This window comes from Comamonas testosteroni (assembly GCF_014076415.1).
Classification (GTDB): Bacteria; Pseudomonadota; Gammaproteobacteria; order Burkholderiales; family Burkholderiaceae_C; genus Comamonas; species Comamonas testosteroni_F.
This window is the reverse complement of record NZ_CP043568.1, coordinates 426,091-445,128: the sequence shown is the minus strand read 5'-3', so window position 1 is coordinate 445,128 and position 19,038 is coordinate 426,091. Positions and strand designations below refer to the sequence as shown.

9 protein-coding genes, 1 tRNA gene and 1 pseudogene are annotated in these 19,038 nt (G+C 60.2%); 2 read left to right on the top strand and 9 right to left on the bottom strand.

Translation table 11 applies throughout. From position 1 onward, the window contains the following. Window positions 1–84: 84 nt before the first annotated feature. Window positions 85–240 carry a hypothetical protein gene (locus tag F0P97_RS02020; RefSeq protein WP_182285411.1) on the bottom strand — a complete coding sequence of 52 codons (156 nt, stop codon included), beginning with the start codon at window positions 238–240 and terminating at the stop codon, window positions 85–87. 440 nt (window positions 241–680) lie between these two features. Further along, the gene (locus F0P97_RS02015; RefSeq protein WP_182285410.1) at window positions 681–1,088 is read right to left on the bottom strand and encodes a porin; all 408 of its coding nucleotides are present in this window, start codon (window positions 1,086–1,088) and stop codon (window positions 681–683) included. Between the two features lie 240 nt (window positions 1,089–1,328). Here F0P97_RS02015 and F0P97_RS02010 point away from each other — a divergent pair, with 240 nt between their 5' ends. Then, window positions 1,329–3,671, top strand: coding sequence for an arylsulfatase (locus F0P97_RS02010; protein WP_182285409.1), 2,343 nt, complete (start codon window positions 1,329–1,331; stop codon window positions 3,669–3,671). 185 nt (window positions 3,672–3,856) lie between these two features. After that, window positions 3,857–4,964: pseudogene (locus tag F0P97_RS02005) on the top strand (IS3 family transposase). A gap of 223 nt (window positions 4,965–5,187) precedes the next feature. Here F0P97_RS02005 and F0P97_RS02000 read toward each other — a convergent pair. The 7 genes from F0P97_RS02000 to rpoB form a co-directional block, all read right to left on the bottom strand. Next, window positions 5,188–5,263 (bottom strand) — tRNA-Phe (locus F0P97_RS02000). An 84-nt stretch (window positions 5,264–5,347) separates the two neighbouring features. Continuing rightward, window positions 5,348–6,013 (bottom strand): response regulator, encoded by a 666-nt coding sequence (locus tag F0P97_RS01995; protein ID WP_182285408.1) that lies wholly within the window; start codon window positions 6,011–6,013, stop codon window positions 5,348–5,350. Between the two features lie 39 nt (window positions 6,014–6,052). Then, window positions 6,053–8,374 (bottom strand): sensor histidine kinase, encoded by a 2,322-nt coding sequence (locus tag F0P97_RS01990; protein WP_182285407.1) that lies wholly within the window; start codon window positions 8,372–8,374, stop codon window positions 6,053–6,055. Next, window positions 8,374–8,913, bottom strand: coding sequence for a DUF4390 domain-containing protein (locus tag F0P97_RS01985; RefSeq protein WP_182287075.1), 540 nt, complete (start codon window positions 8,911–8,913; stop codon window positions 8,374–8,376). The genes F0P97_RS01990 and F0P97_RS01985 overlap by 1 nt, the downstream gene beginning before the upstream one ends. Window positions 8,914–8,986: 73 nt before the next feature. Beyond that, window positions 8,987–10,372 carry a 16S rRNA (cytosine(967)-C(5))-methyltransferase RsmB gene (gene rsmB, locus F0P97_RS01980; protein ID WP_182285406.1) on the bottom strand — a complete coding sequence of 462 codons (1,386 nt, stop codon included), beginning with the start codon at window positions 10,370–10,372 and terminating at the stop codon, window positions 8,987–8,989. 206 nt (window positions 10,373–10,578) lie between these two features. Continuing rightward, entirely contained in the window at window positions 10,579–14,802 is a 4,224-nt protein-coding gene (gene rpoC / locus F0P97_RS01975; protein WP_003065685.1) for a DNA-directed RNA polymerase subunit beta', read from the bottom strand. A 121-nt stretch (window positions 14,803–14,923) separates the two neighbouring features. After that, window positions 14,924–19,036, bottom strand: coding sequence for a DNA-directed RNA polymerase subunit beta (rpoB, locus tag F0P97_RS01970; protein WP_182285405.1), 4,113 nt, complete (start codon window positions 19,034–19,036; stop codon window positions 14,924–14,926). Window positions 19,037–19,038: the final 2 nt, after the last annotated feature.

The following is a 19,038-nucleotide window of genomic DNA, read 5'->3' as shown; positions in this document are numbered from 1 at the left end:
GAGGCAGCGCCGGCCTTGTGGTCCTCAGAAACGGTGGCTAATTCCGATACCGATGCCGAAGGTAGAAGACGCGCTGGAGTCCCCTTACAGCGCGGCGATGTTGATGGGCTCCAGCCGGCAGCCCTTCTGGAACTGATTAGTGAACACACCCACATTCAAGCTCGTGCGCTTCGAGATCGCATAGTCACCCGACAAGACATAGGAGTTCTTAGTCCCATCCCTGCCCTCCACGCCGTCCAAGGATTTTCCTCTGTCAGGGTAGAGCGCAAACTTAAGCGTAACGCAGGGACTCGCCGCCCACGCAACACCAAGATGAGGAATCTGATTTCGGGATTCGACCTGACTCGCCTATAGTGGATCCATGGTAGCAACGACGTAGTGCGCGTACACGCGCCTCGGTCCGATCGGCACATGTCCACCAACACCGTAAGCGATGTGTTCCGAAATCATGCCATTGCCAGCCGCCTCTGGTCCTTTGTATTTCACCGCCCAGACCACCACCGTACACTGCGGCGTGACCTGGACCAAATCAAAGGGCTGACTGCGTCCCGAACTGTTTTTCAATGCAGCGCTCAAACCCAAACCTAGCCCCTTCGGACCTTGGAGGCGCAATTTGATGCTGTCATCTGCGCGAACGTCGTTCTGTGCAAACTTGTTTACGCCAAACGCAACCAATGGTGTCACCTCCAAGCCCGATCCGGATACGTTGTGACATCCAGGGATTGAGCGACACGCTCCGGCCCTGCGTGAAGTTGGCGCCCCAACGTGAGCAGAACCACACTGTTCAGTGCCAGCCCCACGGGGGATTCGCAATTCCAGAACTTGGCAGCATTGACTGGTGCCCCGGTGTCGATGGCGATGCCACTCTCCAGGCAGAACATTGCGCGCATGCCACCACCCAAGTCTTCCACACCTCGAAGACCAAAGTTCGATGGAGAGAATGTGCTGTTGGCCAGATTCACAGAACCTTTACCGCTCGCCTGATCCGTTCTGTAATCCACCGCGGCAGTGGTCCGACCATAGAGCGTCAATGAACTGCTTGTCGTCTGGGCCACTGCGGCTGCAACAGGGAACACAAGCATCGGCATCAGTAAGGGCACACTCCATCGAAATTGCGTTTGTCTCTCCATGGTTGTTGCATGAGCGATGGATGCTACGAACGAGGTCCATCGAGGACTGTCAAACTTCAGACAAATCTGCCTCCATGGGGCTAGGATGGCTGGCCCATCTGAGGTCTGCGCTGCAATGTCGAATTCTTGACAGTTTTCTAGGTGTACGACTCGTATGGTCGACACCATCATTCATCTGGAATTGGAACGGAGAAACGCATGGCGACTACCCTCGACGCTGAGCTTGCAGGCGACCCAGCATCATTCTTCGCGGGACATATTGGACACACACTCGCAAACTCGACCCCCCATTGGCAGACGCCCAAACGGGCGGCAAAGGATGTACCCAATGTTCTGGTCATTCTGCTGGACGACTTGGGTTATTCGGACTTCGGCTGCTTTGGCGGTGAGATAGCAACTCCTCATGTGGATCGCTTGGCAGCCGGTGGACTGCGCTTCAGCGGCTACACGACGGTTCCCATGTGCACCCCTGCACGCGCAGCCTTGCTGACCGGAAAGAATCCGCACAGCGTGGGCTGCGGATGGTTGACACACAATGATCCTGGCTACCCTGGCTACAAAGGGGAGATGAGCCAGGACTCTCCAACCATGGCAGAACTGCTGCGTGCACAGGGATACGCGACCTACGCCGCAGGCAAATGGCACAACACCTATGACGCCAACGCCCGGCCCGGCGGCGACCTACGTTCCTGGCCCCTGCAACGAGGCTTCGACCGCTTCTATGGATTTCTGGGGGCGGAGACCAGCTACTTCCACCCTGACCGAATGATGGAGGGCAATGAACCCGCCTCCGCAGACACGTTCGCTCCCGGCTACTTTGCACCGGACGATTACACCGACCGTGCTCTTTCGTGGCTGAGTGAACACCATTCCAACGCCCCCGGGAAACCATTCTTTCTCTATCTCGCGCTACAGAGCCCTCATACGCCATTGCAAGCCAAGCCGGATGACCTAGCCCGCAATGCAGGCCTCTACGACGACGGCTGGGAGCAGGCGCGCCGCGCACGTTTCGAGCGCCAGCGCTCTCTTGGACTGATTGATGACCGTTTTGGTTTTGCCTCTCTCAATCCAGGCATCCCACCGTGGGACACGCTGGATGCAGGGCAAAAAAAGTACTTTACGCGCCACATGGAGGTATATGCAGCCCTCGTGAACAACGCAGATCAGAACATCGGCAAGGTTCTACGGCTTCTCGAATCCTCCGGGCAACTCGACAACACGCTGGTCATAGTCACCTCTGATAACGGCGCCAACTCCATTGGTGGTCCTGAAGGGGTACTCAATCTTCAGGGGCGACGCGCGGGTCTACCCGAGGATCAAGAGGTGGTCAAGCAGTTGCTCGACTCCTGCCGCATGGGCAGCGCGGACACATATGGAGCCTATCCAAGCGGATGGACTCAGGTGAGCAACACGCCATTTCGCTTTTACAAGCGTACCCCCATGGCGGGCGGTATCCGGGTACCGCTGGTTGTGCACTGGCCCAAGAAAATCAAGCACCACCAGGGAAAAATTCGCCACCAGTGGGTACACGTCACCGATCTTCTGCCCACGGTGCTGGACGTTACTGGCGCATCCTACCCGGAGACTTTCAACGGCCTACGTACGCGGGGCATGGATGGCACCAGCTTCGCCGACATGATGAACAATGAAGGCGTCGAGCAAAAGCGACAGCGGCAGTACTACGAACTACAGGCCAACCGCGGCTACATCAGCGGTCGCTGGAAGATCGTTTCGCTGCAGCCACCTCGACAGCAGATGAACCTAGATCAGTGGATGCTGTTTGACATCGAGAGCGACCCGGCGGAGATCAAGGATCTTTCGCAGCAGCATCCCGATGTGGTGTCGCGGCTCGCTGCGGAGTTCGAAACAGATGCCACTGCAAACTATGTCTACCCACTGGACAATCGGGATGATGTCCGAGCAGTTTCGGTACCTCCGCACGAGCTGGCATCATTGAATCAGCGCCGGGAATTTCTGCCTAGCGCACGCTGGATACCTCCGACGGTCATCTCGCCCATGATTGCGGATCGCGACTACCTGCTGAGCACAGCTTTCCACTGGCAGGCTGGGGACAAAGGGATAATTTTCTCCATTGGAGATCCGTTTTGCGGCATCAGCCTCTTCGTCCTTAATGGGGAACTTCACTTCGTCTACCAGTGGTGGTTCAAGCCCACAGAAATTGCCCCAATACCGCTACACCCGGGAGTGCAACACTTTGAGCTCCGCTACTCGGCCAAGGGCAATCGCCAGGGTATCGGCCAAGTACAGCTTAACGGGCAACCTATCTGCCAAGAAACAGATTTTTCACCCACTATGGTGCGAATTCCTTCAGGGGGCCTATCCATCGGGCAGAGCAGAAGAATGCCAGTGAGTGCACGGTGCGCAGGGTTGGGAGTTTTCGCCTACACAGGCCAAGTCGAGCAGGTCGTGATTACACCTGGCCCGCAGGCGCCGGGTACGCCGCTGGTGATTGACGAGGCTGCAGTGCAAGCATCGATCAGATGCTTGTCACAAACGCCTCTCACCGCATCTCCCCATTGAAGGGAAGTGTATTTCTTGTAATTCCGGGCGCACCAAGTGATCGTCGCGCTTTTATGAACTTTGCCACGGATGCCCGACGTTTGAATCCTCAGAACCGCATCAGGTAAGGCAAGACTGGACCGACGCCTCCCGGATTTGAGTAGCGTCTGACTCTGGAGTCCAATCCCGAAGACAGGAGATTGGACGTGAAAAAGAGATTTACAGAAGAACAGATCTTTGGCTTCCTGCGAGAAGCGGAATCTGGACTGCCAGTGGCAGAGCTGTGCCGCCGGCACGTTTTCTCTGAGGCCAGCTACTACCTCTGGCGTAACAAGTTCGGCGCCATGACCGTCTCGGACGCGAAACGGCTCAAGGAGCTAGAGCTTGAAAACGCCCGTCTCAAGCGGCTGCTGGCCGAGTCCATGCTGGAGAACGAGGTGACGAAAGAAGCCTTGAGAAAAAAGTGGTGAGCGCACCTGCACGGCGCGAGTCGGTGCGCCACATGATGAGCTGTGGACTCAGCGAACGCCGCTCACTGCTCGTCATCGGCATGAGCGCCAGCGCCTACCGCTACAAGCCCGCTGAAGACCGAAACGGTGCCTTGAAGGACAAGATCATCGCTCTGGCGCCACGCCATCGCCGTTACGGCGCCGGCATGATCTATCTCAAGCTCAGGCAAGCTGGCGAGATCGTCAACCACAAACGGGTGAACCGCCTGTACGCCGAGGCTGGTTTGCAGGTAAGGAAACGCGAACGCAAAAAGATCCCGCTGGCCGATCGCCACCCGCTACAGCGTCCGATGACAGCCAATCAAGTGTGGTCGATGGACTTTGTCTTTGACCGCACGGCCGAAGGACGCAGCATCAAGAGCCTGACGGTAGTCGATGACGCGACCCACGAGGCGGTAGCCATCGTGGCCGAGCGAGCAATGGGGGGCAACCAGTTGGTGCGCGTCGTGGATCAACTCGCCATCACAAGGGGACTGCCCAAAGCGATCCGAACTGACAACTACTATGCATTTACTACGGCAAGGAGTTCTGCGGTCGAGCCATGCTGAACTGGGCCCACGCCAGGGGTGTTCAGTTGTTACTCATTGAGCCTGGCAAGCCCAACCAGAACGCCTACATCGAATCGTTCAACGGCCACTTCAGAGAGGAATGCCTGAACGAACATTGGTTCACCAGCTTGGCACATGCCCTCGTGATCGTCGAGGCTTGGCGCCGGGAATACAACGAGGAACGGCCAAAGAAGGCCGTCGACGAACTGAGCCCGGCGGCATATGCTCAAAGGCTGATGCAAGACCCGTTGAATTAATCCCCGGACTCCAAAGCCCAATGCTACTGAAAACGGGGGTACGTCAGCACCCTCACCGCCTCTGTGCTCAAAGCTTGCACGAAACCTGCAGCATAAGCCACCACAAAATGTGTAGCAGTGTAGACCACCCCAGGTCCCTGGCATTGCACCGGGAGCCAAGGATTCTTTTCCTCAGGCGCGAACAGAAAAGCCCTAGATCATTTCTGATCTAGGGCTTCATGTGTGGTGGCCTGGGACGGAATCGAACCGCCGACACAAGGATTTTCAATCCTCTGCTCTACCGACTGAGCTACCGGGCCTTTATCAACACTCTGGAGTGCCGAAGCCACGATTATAGGCACACTTTTCGACCCAAAGTCGAAAACTGCGATTTTTTTTGGAAATTATCCGCGGCGATTGCGTCCGAGGTCCACGCCCAGCTGACGCAGCTTGCGATACAGGTGGGTGCGCTCCAGGCCGGTCTTCTCGGCCACGCGCGTCATGGAGCCGCCTTCGCGGGCCAGGTGGAATTCGAAATAGGCTTTTTCAAAGCCGTCGCGCGCCTCGCGCAAGGGACGGTCAAGATCGAAGCCCTGGTGCGAATTGGGCAGGTTGTCTTCCGCCGCCTGGGCTGTGATGCTGACCACGGCCGATGGCGCCGTGCCGTTGCTGGCATGCGCTGCAGTTTCCGCGCCCTGGCTGGCCGTGCTGCGCGCCAACCCCTGCTCCACCGCCTTGAGCAGCTTCTGCATGGTGATGGGCTTTTCGAGGAAGGACAGTGCACCGATGCGCGTGGCCTCGACGGCCGTTTCGATGGTCGCATGACCGCTCATCATGATGACGGGCATGGTGAGCTGGCCGGCCGTGGCCCATTCCTTGAGCAAGGTGACGCCGTCGGTATCCGGCATCCAGATGTCCAGCAGCACCAGATCGTAGTTGTGGGTTGCCCTGGATACGCGTGCCTGCGTGGCGTTCTCCGCCACGTCCACACTATGACCTTCGTCGTTGAGGATTTCCGACAACAAATCCCGGATCCCCAGTTCGTCGTCGACCACTAGTATGTTTGCCATGTGTCTAAAGCCTGTTGCTATGCCTTGTGCAGAACGGGATCAAGCCGCCCCCGCACGGTCGTTAGGTACAAATGATAGCGACACTCGCGCGCCTTGCACTACCCCGTCTTCCTCTCGATTACCCAGGTCCACTCTTGCGCCATGCTCGTCGGCGATTTTCTTGACCACGGCCAGACCCAGACCTGTGCCGCGGGACTTGGTGGTCACATAGGGCTCGAAAGCTCTTTGAAGAATATTGGGAGCAAAACCTGTGCCACTGTCGCTGATGCTCAGGCGCACACGCTGGGCCGTGTCCATCCAGCGGGTTTCGATGGTGACGGAGCCCGGAGTCTGCCCTGTTTCCTGCGCTCTTTGCGCCGTGGAATCTTGCGCATTTTGCAAAAGATTGTGGATGACCTGGCGCAATTGCTGGCTATCGCCCTGAATCAGCGGACAGGCTTCGTCAAGCGATGCCTCCACACGCACCGTCGCATTCTCTTCGCCATAGAGCTGCAGCACCTCTGCGATCAGTGCATTCAGATCCAGCGCTTGCAGATTGGCTGCCGGCAAACGTGCGTACTCACGAAACTCATCGACCAGACGCTTCATGGCGCCCACCTGGTCGACGATAGTCTTGACCGATTTTGCCAGCAGCGCCTGCTCCGCAGGCTGCAGCTTGTCGGTCAGCTTCATCGCCAGACGCTCCGCAGACAGCTGAATCGGCGTCAACGGATTCTTGATCTCATGCGCCACGCGGCGCGCAACCTCGCCCCAGGCCTGTGCACGCTGGGCCGAGACGATCTCCGAAATATCATCGAACACCAGCAGACGCTGGTCATCGGGCAGCTCCGCACCACGCATGACGAGGCTGGTGGTGTTATGCACCACATCGCCATTGCCGCTGCCACCGTCCAGCTCATAGACCTGCTGCCAGCGGTCGCGCCCCTGCTCGGCCGAAGCATCGCCCAGGAAAATCTCGAACTGCTCCTGCACCACGCGCGCGAAGTCCTGCAGACCCGAGACATCGCGCAGACGCTTGCCCTGGAACACCGCCATGGGCGCACGCAGAATGCGTGTTGCACCGGGATTGCTGAGGACGATGCGCCCGGAGCGATCGAGCACGATGACGCCCGAAGTAAGGTTGTCCAGAATGGTCTGCAGATTGCTGCGCGCAGCATCGAGTTGCAGCAGATTGCGGTTGGCATCGGAGCGTGCATCGGCCAGTTGCTGGGTCATGACGGCAAAAGAGCGCGTCAGCCCGCCAATCTCGTCCTTGCTTTGCAGCGCAGGCTTGGGACGCAAATCTCCACGCGCCACATCGCGCATGCCCTGGGCCAGCAACAGCAATGGCTTGGCCAGCTGATTGCCCAGCACCACGGCCAGCACCACGGCACCAAACACGGCCAGAAACAGCGCCAGCGTCAGAGTGCCGATATACATGCGCTGCAACCCACCGCGAGCCAGTGCTCGCTCCTGGTATTCGCGATTGGCCTCCTGCACGGCCAGGGCATTGCTGACCAGGGCTTGCGGCAGGGGAATCGTGGCCTGCAGATAACGAGCCTCCTCCAACAGATTCACGGCCGAGCTGGGCACCAGCGCCAGTGTGCGCACCTTGGCGTTGGCCGCAGCCTGATCGGCAGGCACGTCACCGGCATCATCCAGGCCTTCGATGCTGGCCACGGCACGCTGACCGCCCTGCTCCCTCAAGCTGCGCAGCAGCTGGGTGTTGGGCCGCTCCGGCGCCAGGCTGAACTGAGACTGACCGGCACTTGCAATGGCCTTGCCTGATGCATTCCAGAGCACCACATCGGAGGCACCGATCTGATCTCGGATGCGCTCCAGCATCAGTGCCGCACCGGCATCCGAGGTCTGAGAGAGCTGAAGGCCTGCCGTGCGCGTGTTGTTGGCCATGTCATTGGCCACGGTATCCAGTGTGGCACTGGCCAGGCTCACACCCGCAGACAAGGCCCCCTCGACCTTGACGTCAAACCAGCTCTCTATCGAGCGCGAAACAAACTGGTAGGACACCACATAGATCAACAAGCCCGGCAGCAAACCCACCAAGGTGAAGATGCCCGCCAGCTTGAGCAACAGCTTGCTGCCAAAACGCCCGCGCCTGAGCCGCAGAGCCAGGCGCAAGCCGCCCCAGAACAGTACCAGCAGCAGCAATCCGGCCACAACGACATTGGCGGCAAACAGCCAGTTGTAGTTGCGCTCATAGGCCAGCCGGTTATTCGTGGCCAGGGTCAGCAGGAACAGCAGCAGCACCCCCACCACCACCATCAGCGCCACGCCCGTGCCAACGGCCCAGCGCGTGGCGCGCGACCAGCGCGCGGCAGAGGAGCCGCTGGCTTCGCCATCCAGGAGCTTGAAGTCAGCCATCAGGGAGCAGCCTCCAGCGTCTGTGTGCGCGACAGTTGCAGATTCCAGCCCGAGCGCCCCAGCGCCCCAATCTGTAAAGGTCTGGGCAGGGACGACAGATCTATGCGAAAGCGCAGTTGCACCGAGACGCCTGAAGTGGAGCCGAGCTGGCCGGACTCCAGAATCTTCCAGCGGTAAATGCGTTGAATGGCTGCGATGGCATCCTCCAGCTGCTCGTAGGACTGGCCCAGCGCCAGTCCGGTGCCGCTGCCGCCGGTGAAGGCGGAATTGGAGATATGCAAACGCCAGCGCCTGGTCAGTGGCTGGTGCGTAATGCGGTAATAGCGGGTGGCGACGCCCAATTGCTGATCGGACCAGTACCAGCGCTCGCGCTGTACCTGGGCTTCGGCAATGAAATACATGGGAATGCCCTGACGCAGGGCATCTTCAACCTGGCCAGGCAGCTCGAACTGCAGATTGGCCGAGAGAAACACCCCCTCGTCGGTACGCGTGACCTGCATGGAGCTGATGTCCGGCGGCACGGTATCCGCCCGGGCCATCACGAAAAACAGGGACAAGGCCAGCACCAGCGAAGCTGCACGGGCCGCAGGCCACAAGGCCCCCGCTACAGCGTTAGCGCAATTTTTCCAGCAGAGCGTAAAAAAAGCCGTCGTGGTCACCCAGGGGATTGTCTGCCACTGAATCGTGTTTGGCAGCTTTGCCGGGAATTAAATGACCCGGAGCAGGCAAGCTGGCCGCCGTAGTGTTGCGTGCAAGAAACGCTTGCATCTGGGCATCGCCCTCGGCCTTGAAGACCGAGCAGGTGCAATAGACCATGCGGCCGCCGGGCTGCAGCAGCGGCCACAAGGTATCCAGCAGCCTGGACTGGATGTCTGCCAACTGGGCCACATCGCTTTCACGACGCAGCCAGCGCACATCGGGCTGGCGACGCACAATGCCCGATGCGGTGCAAGGCGCATCAAGCAAGATGGCATCGAAGGGCTGACCGCCACATTGCGACTCGAACCACGCCTGGGGCGCGGACGCATCGGCCACCAGCACCTTGGCCTTCAAGCCCAGGCGCGACAGGGTTTCATCGATGCGGCGAGCCCGCTCGGGGTCGATCTCCAAGGCCGTGACTTCGATGCTGCCGGGCGCGGCACGTTCGAGCAGATGAGCGGTCTTGCCGCCGGGCGCCGCACAGGCATCCAGCACGCGCAGCGGGCGCCCCTGGGGCTGGGACAAGCCGGCCAGCAGCAGTGGGGCCGCGGCCTGTGCCGCGCCGTCCTGCACCGATGCCCAGCCTTCTTCAAAATGCGGCAGCTCCTGTACAGGCACGGCCTGCTCCAGCTGCAGACCGCACTCGGCGACGGCCGTCGCCTTCAGGTTCATCTCCTGCAGCGCATCCTGATACCGGGCTGCAGTGCTTTTCTGTGCATTCACGCGCAGCGTCATGGGCGGCTGGGCATTGTTGGCCGCCAAAATGGTCTGCCAATCCCGGGGATGGTCTTTCCTGAGCCGGGCAATCCACCAGGCAGGGTGATTCCAGACGGCCACTGGATCGCTGTCGGTCGCGCTCACCAAGGCATCGCGCTCGCGCAGAAAGCGGCGCAGGCAGGCATTGATGAAACCGGACTGCGCGCGTGCCGCGCCATTCTTGGCGGCTTCCACGGCCTGGTTGACCAGGGTGAAGGGCGGATACGGGGCTTGCGCCTCATCCCAGGCCAAAGCCAGCGCCGTGCTCAGCAAGGCACTGACCTTGGGTGCAGGTGCGCGCGGCGCCAGCTGCTTTTGCAGCGCCTGGGCACGTCCCAGATTGCGCAGCACCTGGAACAGCAAGGCCTGCACTCCCGGACGCAAGCGCTGCGGCACCTGTGCCAGCACAGCCTTGCTGGACTGGCCACCCAGGATGCCGTGCAGGGCCTTGGCCACTGCATCCAGCTGTTGCCACAGGGCAGGAGCGTTGGGTACAGCAGCACCAGCCGCGGCGTTCTTGGGTTGGGAAGGCTTGGAAGTCATGAAGAGCAGACCTGAAAAACTTGGAAAACTGACGCAGACAGCAAGGCACGGCGGGCATGTCCATCGACATGCGCCATGCCTGATCCGAACTTGCGCAAATCGTGTCTTGATCAATGAAAAACGCTCCCGTCTGCACAAGGCAGAGCGGGAGCGCGGTGCATCAGCAGCGAACCGCAGCCCTTGCCGGCTGCGGCCCAGTGCCATGCTTAGTCGGCAGAGGCGTCGCCAGCAGGTGCTTCGACGTCATCAGCCAGCACACCGGCCAGCTCGGCTTCTTCGGCTTCGGCGATGGCACGACGCTCGGCATCGTCCATTTCGTCCTTGGCCTTGCGAGCCTGGTGATAGGCCAGACCGGTACCGGCGGGGATCAGACGACCCACGATCACGTTTTCCTTCAGGCCACGCAGTTCGTCGCGCTTGCCCATGATGGCAGCTTCGGTCAGAACACGGGTGGTTTCCTGGAAGGAAGCCGCAGAGATGAACGAGTCGGTCGACAGCGAAGCCTTGGTGATACCCAGCAGCACGTTGGAGTACGTGGCAGGCAGCTTGCCTTCCTTCTGCATCTGTTCGTTGGTGTTGAGCACCTCGGAACGCTCGACCTGTTCACCCTGGATGTAGGTGGTATCGCCGGAGTTCTCGATGATCACGCGACGCAGCATCTGACGCACGATCACTTCGATGTGCTTGTCGTTGATCTTCACACCCTGCAGACGGTAAACGTCCTGCACCTCGTCCACGATGTAGCGCGACAGCTCTTCGATACCCAGCAGACGCAGGATGTCTTGAGGATCGGCAGGACCGTCAACAATGGACTCGCCCTTGTTCACCACCTGGCCTTCGTGGACCAGAATGTTGCGCTCCTTGGGCACCAGCTCTTCCCAGACCTTGCCTTCCAGATCGGTGATCTGCAGGCGGATCTTGCCTTTGGTCTCCTTGCCGAAGGACACGGTACCGGTCATCTCGGCCAGAGTGCCCTTGTCCTTGGGCGTACGGGCTTCGAACAGTTCGGCCACACGGGGCAGACCACCGGTAATGTCGCGGGTCTTCTGACCTTCCACAGGGATACGGGCCAGCACTTCGCCGGGGCCCACGTCCTGGCCGTCACGCACCTGGATCAGGGCGCCGACCTGGAAGCCGATCGTCACGGCATGGTCGGTACCTGGGATCTTGACTTCCTGGTTGTTGGCGTCGATCAGCTTGACCTGGGGACGCACCACCTTGGCGGAGCCACGACGCTTGGGGTCGATCACCACCAGAGTGGACAGACCGGTCACTTCGTCGACCTGCTTGGCCACCGTCAGACCTTCTTCCACATTCTCGAAACGCACTTGACCGGCGTATTCGGTAATGATGGGTCGGGTCAGCGGATCCCAGTTCGCCAGGATCTTGCCGGCCTTGATGGCTTCATCGGGCTTGATGGTCAGCACGGCGCCGTAAGGCACTTTGTGACGCTCGCGCTCGCGGCCGTTTTCGCTGATCACGATCTCGCCGGAACGCGAAATCACCACCAGCTCGCCCTTGGTGTTGGACACATAGCGCATCGTGCTGTTGAAGCCGATGACACCATTGGACTTGGCTTCCACGCTCGAAGCGATGGCGGCACGCGAAGCGGCACCACCGATGTGGAAGGTACGCATGGTCAGCTGCGTGCCGGGTTCACCGATGGACTGGGCAGCGATCACACCCACGGCTTCGCCGAGGTTGATCAGGCCGCCGCGGCCCAGGTCGCGACCGTAGCAGGTGGCGCACAGGCCGAAACGGGTTTCGCAGGTCAGAGCCGTGCGAACCTTGATTTCGTCCACGCCCTGGGCTTCCAGCTCTTCGATGGTGTCTTCGTTGAGCAGGGTACCGGCAGGCACCAGCACGGCACGGGTTTCGGGGTGCAGCACTTCTTCCGCGGTCGAACGGCCCAGCACACGGTCGCGCAGGGATTCGATCACTTCACCGCCTTCGACGATGGCGCGCATCAGATAGCCGTTGGAGGTACCGCAATCCTGTTCGTTCACGACCAGATCCTGCGTCACGTCCACCAGACGACGAGTCAGGTAACCGGAGTTAGCCGTCTTCAGCGCCGTGTCGGCCAGACCCTTACGAGCACCGTGGGTCGAGATGAAGTACTGCAGCACGTTGAGGCCTTCGCGGAAGTTCGCGGTGATAGGCGTCTCAATGATGGAGCCGTCAGGCTTGGCCATCAGACCACGCATACCGGCCAGCTGACGAATCTGAGCTGCGGAGCCACGGGCGCCGGAGTCGGCCATCATGTAAATCGCGTTGAACGACTCCTGATCGACTTCGTTGCCATGACGGTCGGTGGTCTTCTGGACCTTGAGCTGGTCCATCATCACCTTGGACACGTCGTCGCCGGCCTTGCCCCAGATGTCCACCACCTTGTTGTAGCGCTCGCCGGAGGTCACCAGACCCGAGACGTACTGCTGCTCGATCTCCTTCACTTCGGACTCTGCGCGGGCCAGGATGTCGGCCTTTTGCGGAGGCACCAGCATGTCGTCGATGGAGATCGAGATACCGGCGTGCGTGGACAGACGGAAACCGTTTTGCAGCAGCTTGTCGGCAAACACGACCGTGGCCTTCAGACCGCACTTGCGGAAGGAGGCGTTGATCAGCTTGGAGATTTCCTTCTTCTTGAGCGCCTTGTTCATGTTGCTGAAAGCCAGGCCCTTGGGCAGGATTTCAGACAGCAGGGCACGGCCCACGGTGGTTTCCACGAGCGAGGTCACGGGCTCGAATTCGCCGGTTTCCTTGTTCTTGTTCCACTCGGTCAGGCGCACGCTGATCTTGGCGTGCAGTTCGGTCTCGCCGGCATCCAGAGCGCGTTGCAGCTCCATCAGGTCGGCAAACACCATGCCTTCGCCCTTGCCGTTGATCTTTTCACGCGTGGCGTGATACAGACCCAGCACCACGTCCTGAGAAGGAACGATGGAGGGTTCGCCCGAAGCGGGGAACAGCACGTTGTTCGAGGCCAGCATCAGCACGCGGGCTTCCATCTGCGCTTCCACAGACAGGGGCACGTGAACAGCCATCTGGTCACCGTCGAAGTCGGCGTTGAAGGCCGCGCAGACCAGCGGGTGCAGTTGCAGGGCCTTGCCTTCGATCAGGATGGGCTCGAAAGCCTGGATGCCCAGACGGTGCAGCGTAGGCGCACGGTTGAGCATGATGGGGTGTTCCTTGATGACTTCTTCAAGGATGTCCCACACCACGGGCGTACCGGCTTCCACTTCCTTCTTGGCAGCCTTGATGGTCGTGGCGATGCCGCGCTGCTCGAGCTGCGCGAAGATGAAGGGCTTGAACAGCTCCAGCGCCATCAGCTTGGGCAGACCGCACTGGTGCAGCTTGAGGTAAGGACCCACGGTAATCACGGAACGACCGGAGTAGTCCACGCGCTTGCCCAGCAAGTTCTGACGGAAACGACCGCTCTTGCCCTTGATCATGTCGGCCAGCGACTTCAGGGCACGCTTGTTGGCGCCCGTCATGGCCTTGCCGCGACGGCCGTTGTCCAGCAGCGAGTCCACCGCTTCCTGCAACATGCGCTTTTCGTTGCGCGCGATGATTTCAGGAGCCTTCAGCTCGAGCAGGCGGCGCAGACGCGAGTTGCGGTTGATGACGCGGCGGTACAGGTCGTTCAGGTCGGAAGTGGCGAAACGGCCACCGTCCAGAGGCACCAGGGGACGCAGATCGGGAGGCAGCACGGGCAGCACTTCCATCACCATCCACTCGGGCTTGATGCCGGACTTCTTGAACGCTTCCAGCAGCTTCAGGCGCTTGGCGTTCTTCTTGACCTTGACTTCGGAGCCGGTCAGATCGTTGCGCAGGCGCTCGATCTCGACGTCGATGTCGATGCCTTCGAGCAGGTCCTTGATGCCTTCAGCGCCCATCTTGGCGGTGAACTCATCGTAGCCGTACTCGAGTTGCTTGGCGTCGTAGTCGTCCTCGGTCATGATGCTGAACTTCTTCAGCGGAGTCATGCCGGGGTCGGTCACCACATAGGCTTCGAAGTACAGCACGCGCTCGATGTCGCGCAGCGTCATGTCCAGCACCAGGCCCAGGCGCGAAGGCAGGGACTTCAGGAACCAGATGTGGGCGCAGGGCGCGGCCAGGTCGATGTGACCCATGCGTTCGCGACGCACCTTGGTCTGTGTGACTTCAACGCCGCACTTCTCGCAGATCACGCCGCGGTGCTTGAGGCGCTTGTACTTGCCGCACAGGCATTCGTAGTCCTTGATCGGGCCAAAGATCTTGGCGCAGAACAGACCATCACGCTCGGGCTTGAAAGTACGGTAGTTGATCGTTTCAGGCTTCTTCACTTCACCGAAAGACCAGGAACGGATCTTCTCGGGCGAGGCCAGGCCGATCTTGATGGCATCGAAATGCTCATCAGGCGTAAATTGCTTGAACAGGTCGAGTAGCGATTTCATGTAACTCTTTCCTTTTCGTCAAAAATCATTGCAGCCACCGCTGGATTTGCCTTGGTTTCAGCAACGAACCAAGCGCAAATCCTTTGTTTTAAAGCGGTTGCAGCTCTCTGTTTAATAGGGCTTAAGAACGTTCGAGCTCGATGTCCAAGCCCAGAGAGCGGATTTCCTTGACCAGCACGTTGAACGATTCGGGCATGCCCGCTTCGATCGAGTGCTCGCCCTTGACGATGGACTCGTACACCTTGGTACGACCGACCACGTCGTCGGACTTCACGGTCAGCATTTCCTGCAGCACGTAGGCGGCGCCGTAAGCTTCCAGCGCCCACACTTCCATTTCACCGAAACGCTGACCACCGAACTGGGCCTTACCGCCCAGAGGCTGTTGCGTCACCAGCGAGTAAGGACCGGTGGAGCGGGCATGCATCTTGTCGTCGACCAAGTGGTGCAGCTTCAGGTAGTGCATATAGCCCACGGTGGTCGGACGCTCGAAGCGCTCGCCGGTGCGGCCGTCATACAGATAAGCCTGAGTGCGTGTCTCGGTCAGACCCTTGGCGGCAGCGATGTCGTCAGGGTAGGCCAGCTTCAGCATGTCCTTGATCTCGGCTTCGGAAGCACCGTCGAACACCGGCGTTGCGAACGGCACGCCCGTGGTCAGTTCCTTGGCCATGGACATGACTTCGCCGTCGTCCAGCTGAGACAGCTCTTCCTTGCGACCGCTGCGGTTGTAGATCTCTTCCAGGAAGGCGCGCACTTCAGCAGCACGGGCTTCCTTTTGCAGCATGTCGCCGATGCGCTGGCCCAGACCCTTGCCGGCCCAGCCCAAGTGCACTTCCAGCACCTGACCGATGTTCATACGCGAAGGCACGCCCAGCGGGTTCAGCACGATGTCGGCAGTGGAGCCATCAGCCAGGAAAGGCATGTCTTCCACAGGAGTGATCTTGGAGACCACGCCCTTGTTACCGTGACGGCCGGCCATCTTGTCACCGGGCTGCAGACGACGCTTGACGGCCAGGTAGACCTTGACCATCTTCAGCACGCCGGCAGGCAGCTCGTCGCCCTGGGTGAGCTTCTTGCGCTTTTCTTCGAACGCCAGGTCGAAGGTGTGACGCTGCTGCTCGATGGAATTCTTGATGGACTCCAGCTGAGCGGCCACATCGTCTTCGGCAGGACGAATGTCGAACCAGTGGAACTTCTCCACACCGTCCAGATAGGCCTTGTCGATCTTGGCGCCCTTGGACAGTTTCTGAGGACCGCCGTTGGCCACGCGGCCGGTCAGCAGCTTCTCGATACGGTCGAAGGCGTCGGCTTCCACAATGCGCAGCTGGTCGTTCAGGTCCAGGCGGAAGCGCTTGAGTTCATCGTCGATGATCTGCTGGGCGCGCTTGTCGCGCTGGATGCCTTCACGCGTGAACACCTGCACGTCGATCACGGTGCCTTGCGAGCCCTGATCCACACGCAGAGAAGTGTCCTTCACGTCGGAAGCCTTCTCGCCGAAGATGGCGCGCAGCAGCTTCTCTTCAGGCGTCAGCGTGGTCTCGCCCTTGGGCGTGACCTTGCCCACCAGCACGTCGCCGGGCTGCACTTCGGCACCCACGTAGATGATGCCGGACTCGTCCAGGCGGTTCAGTTGCTGCTCGGACAGGTTGGGGATGTCGCGCGTGATTTCTTCGGCACCCAGCTTGGTGTCGCGAGCCATCACCACCAGCTCCTCGATGTGGATCGAGGTGTAGCGGTCGTCAGCCACGATGCGCTCGTTGATCATCACCGAGTCTTCGTAGTTGTAGCCGTTCCAGGGCATGAACGCGATCAGCATGTTCTGGCCGATGGCGATTTCGCCGAGGTCGGTCGAAGCGCCGTCCGCCAGCACATCACCCTTGGCCAGCTTGTCGCCACGGCTGACGATGGGGCGCTGGTGGATGTTGGTGTTCTGGTTGGAACGCTGATACTTGATCAGGTTGTAGATGTCCACGCCGACTTCACCGGCCACGGCTTCGTCGTCGTTCACACGGATCACGATGCGGGTGGCGTCGACATAGTCCACGATACCGCCGCGCTTGGCGGTGACCACGGTGCCGGAGTCCACAGCGGCAACGCGCTCGATGCCGGTACCGACCATGGGCTTCTCAGGACGCAGCACAGGCACGGCCTGACGCGACATGTTGGCGCCCATCAAGGCACGGTTCGCGTCGTCGTGTTCCAGGAAGGGAATCAGCGAAGCGGCCACGGACACGATCTGCGCAGGCGACACGTCCATGTACTGCACGCGCTCGGCCGACACCAGGGTCGATTCACCGGCTTCACGGGCCGACACCAGCTCGCCCACCAGATTGCCTTCGGCATCCAGATCGGCGTTGGCCTGGGCGATCACGTACTTGCCTTCTTCGATGGCCGACAGGTAGTCGATGTCCATCGTCACCTTGCCGTCCACCACGCGACGGTAAGGGGTTTCGATGAAACCGTACTCGTTCAGGCGGGCGTACAGAGCCAGCGAGTTGATCAGACCGATGTTGGGACCTTCAGGCGTTTCGATAGGGCAGACGCGACCGTAGTGGGTCACGTGCACGTCACGCACTTCAAAGCCGGCACGTTCGCGGGTCAGACCGCCTGGGCCCAGGGCAGAAACACGACGCTTGTGCGTGATTTCTGCCAGAGGGTTGGTCTGGTCCATGAACTGCGACAGCTGCGAGGCACCGAAGAACTCCTTCAGAGCCGCAGAGATGGGCTTGGAGTTGATCAGGTCGTGAGGCATCAGGGGCTCTTGCTCGGCCTGACCCAGACGTTCCTTCACAGCCTTTTCGATACGAGCCAGACCGGTACGGTACTGGTTTTCGGCCAGTTCGCCCACGCAGCGCACGCGGCGGTTGCCCAGGTGGTCGATATCGTCGACTTCGCCGCGGCCATTGCGCAGGTCCACCAGGATCTTGACCACGGCCAGGATGTCTTCGTTGGACAGCACCATGGGACCGGTCGCGCCTTCGCGGCCGATCTTGGCGTTGAACTTCATACGGCCCACACGCGACAGATCATAGGTGTCGGCGTTGTAGAACAGGCGCTGGAACAGGGCCTGCACGGCGTCCTCGGTAGGAGGCTCGCCAGGACGCATCATGCGGTAGATGGCAACGCGGGCAGCGAACTCGTCCACGGTTTCATCGGTGCGCAGAGTCTGCGAGATGTAGGCGCCCTGGTCCAGTTCGTTGGTGTAGATGCACTGAACGTCCTGCACACCGGCGCTGCGCAGCTTCTTGAGCAGGGCTTCGGTCAGTTCTTCGTTGGCCTTGGCGATGATTTCGCCGGTATCGGGATCAACGATGTTCTTGGCCAGCACACGACCCAGCAGGAAGTCTTCGGGCACGCTGACGAACTTGGTGCCGGACTGCTCCAGCTCGCGGGTGTGGCGAGCAGTGATGCGCTTGTCCTTGGCGACAACAACCTTGCCGGACTTGTCGGTGATGTCGAAACGCGCGACTTCGCCCTTCAGGCGATCGGCCACGAATTCCATCTGGGCACCGCTGTCCATCAGGCGGAAGTTGTCGTTCACGAAGAACGTTGCCAGGATGGTCTCGGGCGTCATGCCGATGGCCTTCAGCAGGATCGACACGGGCATCTTGCGGCGACGGTCGACGCGGAAGTACAGCAGGTCCTTGGGGTCGAACTCGAAGTCCAGCCAGGAGCCGCGGTAAGGAATGATGCGAGCCGAGAACAGCAGCTTGCCCGAGCTATGGGTCTTGCCCTTGTCGTGTTCGAAGAACACGCCAGGCGAACGGTGCAGCTGAGACACGATCACGCGCTCGGTACCGTTGATGATGAACGAACCCTTGTCGGTCATCAGGGGCACTTCGCCCATGTAGACCTCTTGTTCCTTCACTTCCTTGACCACCTTGGACTGAGCCGTGGAGGACTCGCGGTCATAGATGATCAACTGGACCTTGGCGCGGACAGCGGAGGCGAAGGTCAGACCACGGGTCTGGCATTCACGCACGTCGAAAGCGGGCTTGGCGAGGTTGTACTCGACAAACTTCATCTCCACAAAACCATTGTGGGAGACGATGGGGAAGGCGGAATTGAAGGCCGCTTGCAGGCCATCAATGGTACGTTTTTTGGGGGCTACATCTGCCTGCAGGAATGCTGTATAGGCATCTTTTTGCATCTGCAGCAGATAAGGCACTTCGAGCACGCTATCGCGGCTCCCGAAGCTTTTGCGGATTCGCTTGCGTTCGGTATAAGAATAGGCCATGA